At 69.5% G+C, this 11,085-nt stretch carries 8 protein-coding genes; all 8 read left to right on the forward strand.

The window, feature by feature from the left end; translation table 11 throughout:
* The first annotated feature begins 325 nt into the window (after positions 1–325).
* The 8 genes from AAHM41_RS35725 (at position 326) to AAHM41_RS35760 (ending at position 10,930) form a co-directional block, all read left to right on the forward strand.
* Positions 326–3,238, forward strand: coding sequence for a 2-oxoglutarate dehydrogenase E1 component (locus tag AAHM41_RS35725; protein ID WP_342241406.1), 2,913 nt, complete (start codon positions 326–328; stop codon positions 3,236–3,238).
* Positions 3,239–3,291: 53 nt separating this feature from the next.
* Entirely contained in the window at positions 3,292–4,533 is a 1,242-nt protein-coding gene (odhB, locus tag AAHM41_RS35730; protein ID WP_342241400.1) for a 2-oxoglutarate dehydrogenase complex dihydrolipoyllysine-residue succinyltransferase, read from the forward strand.
* A gap of 51 nt (positions 4,534–4,584) precedes the next feature.
* Positions 4,585–5,091, forward strand: coding sequence for a hypothetical protein (locus AAHM41_RS35735; protein WP_342241401.1), 507 nt, complete (start codon positions 4,585–4,587; stop codon positions 5,089–5,091).
* 70 nt (positions 5,092–5,161) lie between these two features.
* The gene (locus AAHM41_RS35740) at positions 5,162–5,743 is read left to right on the forward strand and encodes a TetR/AcrR family transcriptional regulator (protein WP_342241402.1); all 582 of its coding nucleotides are present in this window, start codon (positions 5,162–5,164) and stop codon (positions 5,741–5,743) included.
* Between the two features lie 118 nt (positions 5,744–5,861).
* A complete protein-coding gene (locus AAHM41_RS35745) occupies positions 5,862–6,317 on the forward strand; it encodes a (2Fe-2S)-binding protein (protein WP_138889323.1) in 456 nt (151 codons plus the stop codon).
* Positions 6,318–6,332: 15 nt separating this feature from the next.
* The gene (locus AAHM41_RS35750) at positions 6,333–8,531 is read left to right on the forward strand and encodes a xanthine dehydrogenase family protein molybdopterin-binding subunit (RefSeq protein WP_342241403.1); all 2,199 of its coding nucleotides are present in this window, start codon (positions 6,333–6,335) and stop codon (positions 8,529–8,531) included.
* A gap of 156 nt (positions 8,532–8,687) precedes the next feature.
* The gene (locus AAHM41_RS35755; protein ID WP_342241404.1) at positions 8,688–9,785 is read left to right on the forward strand and encodes a multicopper oxidase domain-containing protein; all 1,098 of its coding nucleotides are present in this window, start codon (positions 8,688–8,690) and stop codon (positions 9,783–9,785) included.
* Positions 9,782–10,930 (forward strand): ZIP family metal transporter, encoded by a 1,149-nt coding sequence (locus AAHM41_RS35760; protein ID WP_342241405.1) that lies wholly within the window; start codon positions 9,782–9,784, stop codon positions 10,928–10,930. Before AAHM41_RS35755 ends, AAHM41_RS35760 begins: the two co-directional genes overlap by 4 nt.
* The last annotated feature ends 155 nt before the right edge of the window (positions 10,931–11,085 follow it).

The following is an 11,085-nucleotide window of genomic DNA, read 5'->3' on the forward strand; positions in this document are numbered from 1 at the left end:
CTCGCGGCGATGAAGGGCTGACCCCTTCCGCAGCCGAGATTCGGCCCCGACCGGTCGCGCCGGTCGGGGCTTTTTCATGTCCGGACCCCGCGATTCGGACCGTCCGTGCGGGTCCAGATGTCGCGTTTGCGTTCTTTGCGGGGGAGATCTGTCGTAATGGCGCCGGAAATTGCCCGTTCCGCGCCCGACATATCTTTCATCTCTTGGACTTTCGGCGTAGGTTGCGCGCCACTTGGAGCCCTGTCCCGCCAGGGACCGCCCGGCCGCGGCGTCAACGCGGCCACCGACCGCCAGGGAAACGGCCGGAGACCGGCCGTTGGAAATAATGGGTAGCCCGTCGGAGCAAAGCTCCTTCCTGTTCGCCCCGAATGCCGATTTCATCGCCGAGCTGCACGAGCGCTATCGGGCCGATCCGGCCTCGGTGGACGAGAGCTGGCGTGCCTTCTTCGCCGGTCTCGGCGAGGGCGAGGCGGAGGTCGACACCGGACCATCCTGGAGCCCGCAGAACGGCGCCATCCCCGCCGTCAGGCTGAACGGCCTGGGCGAGGCCTTTGGGCTGGAGGCACCGACCGAGGCGCCCGCCAAGGGGGCCAAGCCCGGCAAGGCCCCGGCCGCGCCTGCCGCCGCTGCCCCGGATGCCGACGCGATCCGCCGCGCCGCCCATGACACGCTGCGGGCGATGCAGCTGATCCGCGCCTATCGCGTGCGCGGGCACCTGCTGGCCGATCTCGACCCGCTCGGGCTGACCACGCACAAGCCGCATCCCGACCTCGATCCCGCCACCTACGGCTTCACCGAAGCCGACATGGAGCGGCCGATCTATGTCGCCGGCCAGCTCGGCCTCGACACGCCGACGCTGCGCCAGATCGTGACCCGGCTGCGCGCCACCTATTGCGGCCATATCGGCGTCGAGTACATGCACATCCAGGATCCGGCGGTGCGCGCCTGGATCCAGGAGCGGATCGAGACGATCGAGAACCGCACCGAGTTCACCCCCGAGGGCAAGCGCGCCATCTATGAGCGCCTGACCGCGGCCGAGAGCTTCGAACGCTTCCTCAACGTCAAATACACCGGCACCAAGCGCTTCGGCCTGGACGGCGGCGAGGCGATGATCCCGGCGCTGGAGCAGGTGCTGAAGCGCGGCGGGCAGCTCGGCCTCGAGGAGATCATCATCGGCATGGCCCATCGCGGCCGGCTGAACACGCTGGCGAACTTCCTGGGCAAGCCCTTCGCCGCGATCTTCTCGGAGTTTCAGGGCAACCCGGCCAACCCGGACGACGTCCAGGGCTCGGCCGACGTCAAGTACCACCTGGGCACCTCGTCGGACCGCGAGTTCGACGGCCACACCGTTCACCTGTCGCTGACCGCGAACCCGTCGCATCTGGAATGCGTCAACCCGGTCGTGGTCGGCAAGGTCCGCGCCAAGCAGACCCAGCGCCGCGACGAGGACCGCAACGCGGTGCTGCCGCTCTTGATCCATGGCGACGCCGCCTTCGCCGGCCAGGGCGTGGTGGCCGAGACGCTGATGATGTCCGACCTCAAGGGCTATCGCGTCGGCGGCACCGTCCATTTCGTCATCAACAACCAGATCGGCTTCACCACCGCGCCGGTCTATTCCCGCTCGGGCCCCTACTGCACCGACGTGGCGCGGACGGTCCAGGCGCCGATCTTCCACGTCAACGGCGACGACGCCGAGGCGGTGGTGCATGCCTCGCGCATCGCCATCGAGTTCCGGCAGAAGTTCGGCCACGACGTGGTGGTGGACATGTTCTGCTACCGCCGCTTCGGCCACAACGAGGGCGACGAGCCGGCCTTCACCCAGCCCTTGATGTACAAGACCATCGCCAAGCACCCGCCGGTGCGCGAGCTGTATGCCAGGCAGCTGGTCGAGGAAGGCCTGCTGACGGCCGACAGCGCCGATGGCGTCGTGCGCGACTTCCAGAAGCGGCTGGAGGAGGCGTTCGAGGGCTCGACCGCCTACAAGCCGAACAAGGCCGACTGGCTGGGCGGCGTCTGGGCGGGCTTCACCGCGGCCGAGGGCGATGAGCGCCGCGGCACCACCGCGGCGCCGGACGCGCTGCTGCGCGAGGTCGGCCGGGCCATCAGCACCGTGCCGCAGGGCGTCAACGTCAATCCCAAGGTCGCGCGCCAGCTCAAGGCCAAGGCGCAGATGATCGAGACCGGCCGCGACATCGACTGGGCCACGGCCGAGGCGCTGGCCTTCGGCACGCTGGTGACCGAGGGCATCCCGGTGCGCCTGTCCGGCCAGGATTCCGGCCGCGGCACCTTCAGCCAGCGCCATTCGGTGCTGGTCGATCAGGAGACCGAGGACCGCTACGTCCCGCTGAACCACATCCGCGACGGCCAGGCGGCCTTCGAGGTGCATGACAGCCCGCTGTCGGAATTCGCGGTGCTGGGCTTCGAATACGGCTATTCGCTGGCCGAGCCGCGGTCCCTGACCCTGTGGGAGGCGCAGTTCGGCGACTTCGCCAACGGCGCCCAGACCATCATCGACCAGTTCATCTCCTCCGGCGAACAGAAGTGGCTGCGCATGTCCGGCCTGGTGATGCTGCTGCCGCACGGCTATGAGGGCCAGGGGCCGGAGCATTCCTCGGCCCGCATCGAGCGCTATCTGCAGCAATCGGCCGAGGACAACTGGCAGGTCGTGAACCTGACCACCCCGGCCAACTACTTCCACGCGCTGCGGCGGCAGATCCACCGCGACTTCCGCAAGCCGCTGGTGGTGTTCACGCCGAAGTCGCTGCTGCGCCACAAGGAATGCGTCTCGACCCTGGCCGACTTCAGCAACGGCTCGACCTTCCACCGGGTGCTGCCGGAGACGGCGGAGCTGGTCGCGGGTGAATCGGTGCGGCGGGTCGTGATCTGCTCCGGCAAGGTCTATTACGACCTGCGCAAGGAGCGCGAGGAGCGCGGCCTGAAGGACGTCGCCATCATCCGGCTGGAGCAGATGTTCCCGTTCCCGCGCAAGACGCTGGGCGCGGAGCTGGCGAAGTATCCGAATGCCGAGGTGGTGTGGTGCCAGGAGGAGCCCGAGAACCAGGGCGCCTGGTACTTCGTCGACCGCAAGATCGAGGCCGCGCTGGGCGAGATCAAGCATCGCAGCGCCCGGCCGCGCTATGCCGGACGGCCGGAGGCCGCAGCCCCGGCCACCGGCCTGCTGCGCCGCCACAACCAGGAACAGGCCAAGCTGGTCGACGAGGCCCTGTCGGCCGGCTGATCCCGGCCAATTGACTCCAACTGGGCCGCCCCGGTCGAAGGAATGGAAACTCTATGAGCGTCGAGATCAAGGTGCCCGCCCTGGGCGAATCGGTGACCGAGGCCACCGTCGCCCGCTGGCTGAAGAAGCCGGGCGAGGCCGTGGCCATGGATGAGCCGCTGGTCGAGCTCGAGACCGACAAGGTGACGCTCGAGGTCAACGCCACTGCGGCGGGCGTGCTGGAATCGGTGACCGCCGAGGAAGGCGCCAATGTCGAGGTCGGCGCCCTCTTGGGCAGCATCGGCGAGGGCACCGGCGCCCCGGCCGCCAAGCCGGCGGCCAAGGCCGAGGCTCCGGCGGCCAAGCCCGCTCCGGCCCCTGCCAAGACCAATGGCGGCGACGCGCCGATCGCCATGCCGTCGGCGGCCAAGATCATCGCCGAGAACAGCCTCGACGCCGGCGCCATCGCCGGCAGCGGCAAGGGCGGGCGCATCCTGAAGGAGGACGCGCAGGCCGCGGCTTCCGGCGGCGCCAAGCCGGCCGCCGCCCCTGCTTCGGGCAGCGTGATCGAGGTCCCCGCCTTCACCCGTCCCGAGAGCGGCCCGCGGCCGAAGAAGGACCGGGAGGAGCGGGTGCGCATGACCAAGCTGCGCAAGACCATCGCCACCCGGCTGAAGCAGGCGCAGAACAATGCCGCCATGCTGACGACCTTCAACGAGGTCGACATGACGGCGCTGATGGCGCTGCGCAACCAGTACAAGGACAGCTTCGAGAAGAAGCACGGTGTGAAGCTGGGCTTCATGTCCTTCTTCCTGAAGGCCTGCATCGTCGCGCTGAAGGAGCTGCCGGCGGTCAACGCCGAGATCGACGGCGACGACCTGGTCTACAAGAACTACTACGACATCGGCGTCGCCGTCGGCACGCCGAACGGGCTGGTGGTGCCGGTGGTGCGCGACGCCGACGGCCTGTCCTTCGCCGAGGTCGAGAAGACCATCGGCGACCTCGGCCGCAAGGCGCGCGACGGCAAGCTGTCGATGGCCGACCTGACCGGCGGCACCTTCACCATCTCGAATGGCGGCGTCTACGGCTCGCTGATGTCGACGCCGATCCTGAACCCGCCGCAGTCGGGCATCCTGGGCATGCACAAGATCCAGGAGCGGCCGATGGCCGTCGGCGGCAAGGTCGAGATCCGGCCGATGATGTATCTGGCCCTGTCCTACGACCACCGCATCATCGACGGGCGCGAGGCCGTGACCTTCCTGGTCCGGGTCAAGGAGTGCCTGGAGGATCCGCAGCGCATCCTGCTCGACATGTGACCAGCAGGAAGGGCACGGTGACGTGCCCTTCTTCGTTTCAGGAGCCCTGGCTTGATCCGCGCCCCGTTCCTCGCCCTGCCCGTCCTGCTCGCCATCGCAGCGCCGGCCTCGGCGCAGGAGGCCGAGGGCTGGGGCACCGGCTACCATATGGGCACCTCCTATGCCGGGCTGACCAATGCCGACGGCGCCCATCTCGGCGTCTACTGCGCCGACAACATCGCGCCGCAGGGCGCCCAGGCGATCCGCACCGGCGCCTATGTGCTGTTCTCGCTGCCGCGCAAGCTGGCCCTGGAGGCGAAGTCGGTGCCGGTGACCTTCACCGTCGACGGCAAGGCCACGGCGGTGCCGATGGCGGTGCAGGCCGAGGAGGTCGCGACCAGCTTCGACTGGAGCCCGTCCAAGGCCTTCACCACCGACCAGATGAAGGCGCTGGTCGAGTCCCTGCGCCGCGGCAAGACGCTGACCGTCGGCCTGGCGGAACCGGCCGTCACAGAGCCCTTCACCCTCGCCGGCTCCGGCGCCGCGCTGGAGAACATCCTGGACTGCGCCAAGCGCTGACGCGCCGCACGCTTGACTTGACCCCGGCGCAGCGGCTAATCACTAGAATGAACGTTCGATCGAGTGCGATGTGTTCCCCGACACCGACAGCAAGCGGTGCGCGATCCTGAAGGCGACCCTGGAGCTGGTGGCGGAGCGTGGCTTCCACGACACGCCGATGTCCCAGGTCGCCAAGCGGTCGGGCGCCAGCCCCGGCGTGATCTACCACTACTTCGCCAGCAAGGACGAGCTGATCCGCGACCTCTATCGGGAGGTCAAGACGGTGAAGGCGCGGGCCATGCTGCAGGGCGACTTCGACGGCGCCTCCCCCAAAGAGGCGTTCAAGCGCAGCTGGTGCAACGCCTATCACTTCTACCGGACGCACCGGCTGGAGGCGCGGTTCCTCGAGCAGTACGAGAACTCGCCCTATCACTGCCCGACCGACCTGCAGGAGTTGGCGAAGGAGGATCAGAACTTCGCCATCCTGGCCCGGCGGCTGGGCTTCGTCGACGGCGGCAGTCCGTTCAAGCCGCTGCCGACGGACATCGTCTACGACCTGTCCTTCGGCCTCGCCGCGCGCCTCGCGCGGCGGGCCCCGGACGAGCCGCTGGACGATGCGACGCTGGACGACATCGCCGAGGGCTGCTGGCGCGCCGTCGCCCGCAACCCGTGAGTTTTTAGCCGTATTAGATCGAACGTTCGATCTAGACCTGAGATCCGCGGCCAACGCGGACAGCCAGCCCCGGCGCGGTGCCCGGTTCCTGCACCGCATCCAAATTGGGACATCGACCATGGTGAAGCTGAACATCAACGGCGCGGACCACGAGCTCGACATCGACCCGCAGATGCCGCTGCTCTGGGCGCTCCGCGACCATCTCGACATGACCGGCACCAAGTTCGGCTGCGGCCAGGCGCTGTGCGGTGCCTGCACCGTGCATCTGGACGGCCAGCCGGTGCGGTCGTGCCAGACCTTCGTCGGCGACGTCGGCGAGGGCAAGATCACCACCATCGAGGGCGTGTCGGGCAAGGTCGCCGAGGCCGTGCGCGCCGCCTGGACCAAGCTCGACGTGGTGCAGTGCGGCTACTGCCAGTCCGGCCAGATCATGTCGGCCATCGGCCTCTTGAGCCAGACGCCGAAGCCGACCGACGACGACATCGTCTCGGCGATGGACGGCAACATCTGCCGCTGCGGCACCTATCAGCGCATCCGCGCCGCGATCCACGACGCCGCGTCGCAGCTGGCCTGAACCGGAGGGGATCCCATGTTTGCTCAGCCAATCGTCGCCCCGGCCGTGTCCGGGGACGATCTCGCCAGGCCGAACCGCCGATCCTTCCTGAAGGGCGCCAGCGCCCTCGGCGGCGCACTGGTGATCGCGGCCCATCTGCCGCTCGCCCGCCGCGCCATGGCCGCGACCGGCGACCTGGCCCCGAACGCCTTCGTCCGCGTCGCGCCGGACAGCACCGTCACCGTGCTGATCAAGCAATGCGAGATGGGCCAGGGCGTGACCACCGGCCTGACCACCATCGTCGCCGAGGAGATCGACGCCGATTGGGGCCAGATGCGCTTCGAATTCGCCCCGGCCGACGCCAAGCTCTACAACAACCTCGCCTTCGGCCCGATCCAGGGCACCGGCGGGTCGACCTCGATCGCCAATTCCTGGGACCAGCTGCGCAAGGCCGGCGCCATGGCCCGCGCCATGCTGGTGCAGGCGGCCGCGGCGGAATGGCAGGTCCCGGCCGGTGAGATCACCGTGCAGAAGGGCGTCATCGGCCACGCCTCCGGCAAATCCGCCCGCTTCGGCGAGCTGGCCGGCAAGGCCGCGACGCTGACGCCGCCGGCCGATGTCGCGCTGAAGGACCCGAAGGCCTTCACCCTGGTCGGCGGGCATGTGCCGCGGCTGGACACGCCGGCCAAGATCACCGGCAAGGCCGGCTTCTCGATCGACGTCCGCCGCCCCGGCCAGCTGACCGCGCTGGTCGCCCATCCGCCACGCTTCGGCGGCACGGCGAAGAGCGTCGACGCCGCCGCGGCGAAGCAGGTGCCGGGCGTGGTCGATGTCGTCACCATCCCGACCGGCGTCGCCGTCGTGGCCAAGGACACCTGGTCGGCGATGCAGGGCCGCGAGGCGCTGAAGATCGAGTGGGATTTCGGCCAGGCCGAGGGCCAGTCCACCGATGCGATCATGGCCGGCTACAAGGCCGCGGCGCAGAATCCGGGCCTGACCGCGGCCAAGCGCGGTGACGCCGCGGCGGCGCTGCAGAAGGCGGCCAAGCTGGTGGAAGCGGAGTTCGAGTTCCCCTACCTGGCCCATGCGCCGATGGAGCCGCTGAACGGCGTGCTGGAGCCGACCAAGGACGGCGCCGTGTGGTGGGCCGGGTCGCAGTTCCAGACCATCGAGCAGGCCACCATCGCCGCCATCCTCGGCCTGAAGCCGGAGCAGGTGACGATCAACTCGACCTACACCGGCGGCTCCTTCGGCCGGCGCGCCACCCCGACCGCGGATTACGCGGCCGAGACGGCGATGATCGTCAAGGCCACCGGCGCGAAGGCGCCGATCCATCTGATGCGGACCCGTGAGGACGACATGAAGGCCGGCTACTACCGGCCGATGGCGTATCACAAGGTCCGCGCCGGGGTGGATGCGGCCGGCAATGTCAGCGGCTGGGACCATGTCGTGGTCGCCAAGTCGATCATGATCGGCACCTCCTTCGAGGCCTTCGCAGTGAAGGACGGCATCGACGCCACCAGCATCGAGGGCGCGTCGGACACCGCCTATGCGGTGCCGGACCTGACCGCGACGGTGCACAACGCCAAGGAGGGTGTGCCGGTGCTGTGGTGGCGGTCGGTCGGCCACACCCACACCGCCCATGCGGTCGAGACCGTGGTCGACGAGCTGGCCCATGCGGCCGGCAAGGACCCGGTCGCCTTCCGCGCGGCGCTGCTGAAGGACCAGCCGCGCCATGCCGGCGTGCTGGCGCTGGTGGCGGAGAAGGCGGGCTGGGGCCAGCCCCTGCCGGCCGGATCGAGCCGCGGCGTCGCCGTGCACCAGTCCTTTGGCAGCTATGTCGCCACCGTCGCCGAGGTCTCGATCAAGGACGGCGCGCTGAAGGTGGACCGGGTGGTGGCGGCGGTCGATTGCGGCGTCGCGGTCAACCCCGACGTGATCCGGGCCCAGGTCGAGGGGTCGGTCGGCTTCGCCCTCTCGGTCGTCCTGCGCAACAAGATCACGCTCAAGGACGGCGAGGTGGAGCAGGCCAATTTCGACACCTATGAGCCGACCCGGATGTCGGAGATGCCGAAGGTCGAGGTGCACATCGTGCCCTCGGCCGAGGCGCCGACCGGCATCGGCGAGCCGGGCGTGCCCGGGCTGGCGCCGGCAATCGGCAACGCGGTCTTCGCCGCGACCGGCCAGCGCCTGCGCTCGCTGCCGCTCGACCTGTCGAAGCTGACCAGCACCTGAGACGCTTTTTCGCGGACGCCCATCGGATTCGCCCCGGCGAGTCCGATGGGCGGCTCCGACCAAGGAAGAGGGAGACTGGCGCCCATATTGTAGCTCGTGCTAAATTCTGACGCTGGACGTCAATCAATGGGCACGGGCTCAAAGCCTGGAGGGTTAATGAAGTTTCCAGGTGATGGCGCCATCACGCGCCGGGAGGCGATCATCGGCAGCGCGGCGCTGGGAGGCGGGGCGCTGGCGCAGTTGGACGCCGCACGGGCGGAGCAGCCGATTCATGCCGATCACGCCCGCGCAGAGACGCCGCCGACGCATGGCGATCACGGCGGCATGACGACGGTCGGGGCCGTCGACGATGCCCGCAACGGCTTTGATCCGCTCGCCATGCTGACCGACTGGGACACCGGCACGGTCAGCCGCGACTCTGCCGGCCGGACCGTGCGCGAGTTCGAGGTCACGGCCGAGGACAAGGAGATCGAGATCGCCCCGGGACTGATGTTCCCGGCCTGGACCTACAACGGCCGCGTGCCCGGCCCGGCGCTCCGGGTCACCGAGGGCGACCGCGTGCGGATCCGGTTCCTGAACCGCGGCTCGCATCCGCACACCATGCATTTCCATGGCATCCATTCGGCGCGGATGGACGGGGTGCCCGGGGCCGGCGTCGCCGAGCCCGGCGGCGAGTTCGTCTACGAGTTCGACGCCTTCCCCTTCGGCTGCCACCTCTATCACTGCCACTTCGTGCCGCTGCGCCGCCACATCCACAAGGGCATGTACGGCGCCTTCGTCATCGACCCCGATCCCGCCCGCCGACCCGACCAGGCCGAGGCGGCGCGCAGCCGGCTGCTCGGCACGCCGGAGAACGCCGGCTGGCAGGAGCTGGTGATGGTGATGAACGCCTTCGACACCAATTTCGACGACGAGAACGAGGTCTACGCCGTCAACACGGTGGCGCACGCCTATGCCAAGCGGCCGATTCCGATCGAGCGCTCCCGGCCGGTGCGGATCTACCTCGTCAACATCACCGAATTCGACCCGATCAACTCCTTCCACCTGCACGCCAATTTCTTCGACTACTACGACCACGGCACGACGCTGACCCCAACGCTGCGGACGGTCGACACGATCATGCAGTGCCAGGCCCAGCGCGGGATCCTGGAGTTCAGCTTCAGGGACCACGAGCCGGGCCTCTACATGTTCCACGCCCACCAGTCCGAGTTCGCCGAGCTCGGCTGGATGGGAAACTTCGAGGTGCGGGCATGATCCGCACGCTGGGCTGGACGCTGCTGCCGCTGCTGCTGATCGCGGCCGTCGCCGCCGGCTTCCTCGCCGCCGATCCGCTGCGCAGCTTCTCCGCGGGCGTGCCGCCGGTCGAGCAGTTGACGGTCGAACGGACCGTGCTCGACGGCGACGGCCTCGCGGTCCTGGTCCGGGCCGGCGGGACCCAGCCGATGGAGATCGCGCAGATCCAGGTCGACGGCGCCTATTGGGCCTTCACCCAGGACCCGCCGGGGCCGATCGACCGCCTGGGCACGGCCTGGCTGCGGCTCCCCTATCCCTGGGTGCTGGGCGAGACGCACCACCTCACCCTCCTGACCCGCAGCGGCATCGCCTTCGAGCACACCATCGACGTCGCCGTTGCCACGCCTTCGGCCTCGGTGGGCATGCTCGGCCGGTTCGGGCTGGTCGGCCTGTTCGTCGGCGTCGTACCGGTCGCGCTCGGGATGCTCTTCTTCCCCGCGCTCAAGGCCGGCGGCGCCCGCGGCCTGACCTTCGCGCTCGCCCTGACGGTCGGCCTGCTGCTGTTCCTGCTGGTCGACACGCTGGCCGAGGCCTTGGAGCTGGCCGCGCGGTCTGCGCCCGAGCTACACGCGCCCGTGCTGGTGTGGCTGATCGCCGGCCTGAGCTTCGCCATCCTGATGGCCGTCGGCCGGCGCGGCGGCCGCACGCTCGGCGGCGTCGGCCTCGCCGCCTCGATCGCGCTGGGCATCGGCCTGCACAACCTGGGCGAGGGGCTGGCGATCGGCTCCGCCTTCGCCACCGGCGCCGCGGCCCTCGGCTCCTTCCTGGTGCTCGGCTTCACCCTGCACAACATCACCGAAGGGATCGGCATCGTCGCGCCGCTGCTGGACCGCCGGCCCGGCTGGCCGCTCCTCGCCGGCCTGGCGCTGCTGGCCGGCCTGCCGGCGGTGCTGGGCATCTGGATCGGCAGCTACGCCTATGCGGCGCATTGGGCCGCCTTCGCCCTGGCGGTCGGCGCCGGCGCGATCCTGCAGGTCGTCGTCGAGGTCACGCTGCTGATGCTGCGGCGGGTCGAGGAGGGAACGAACGTCCGGGCGACGGCGATGGCCGGCATGATCGCCGGGATCGCCGTGATGTACGGCACCGCTCTGCTGGTGCAGGCGTAGGGCCGGCGGAACCGATCGCCGGCCCAGGTCTGTGGACATCGGGTCAGGCCGATCGTCGGAATCGGGGGCCCCCCCCCCCCGCGGGGCGCCGCCCGGGCGGCAGGCCGCGGCGGTGGCCAAGGTGGCGCTCGGCTTCAACCTGGCGATGATCCTGG

The sequence above is a fragment of the Inquilinus sp. OTU3971 genome (assembly GCF_038440215.1).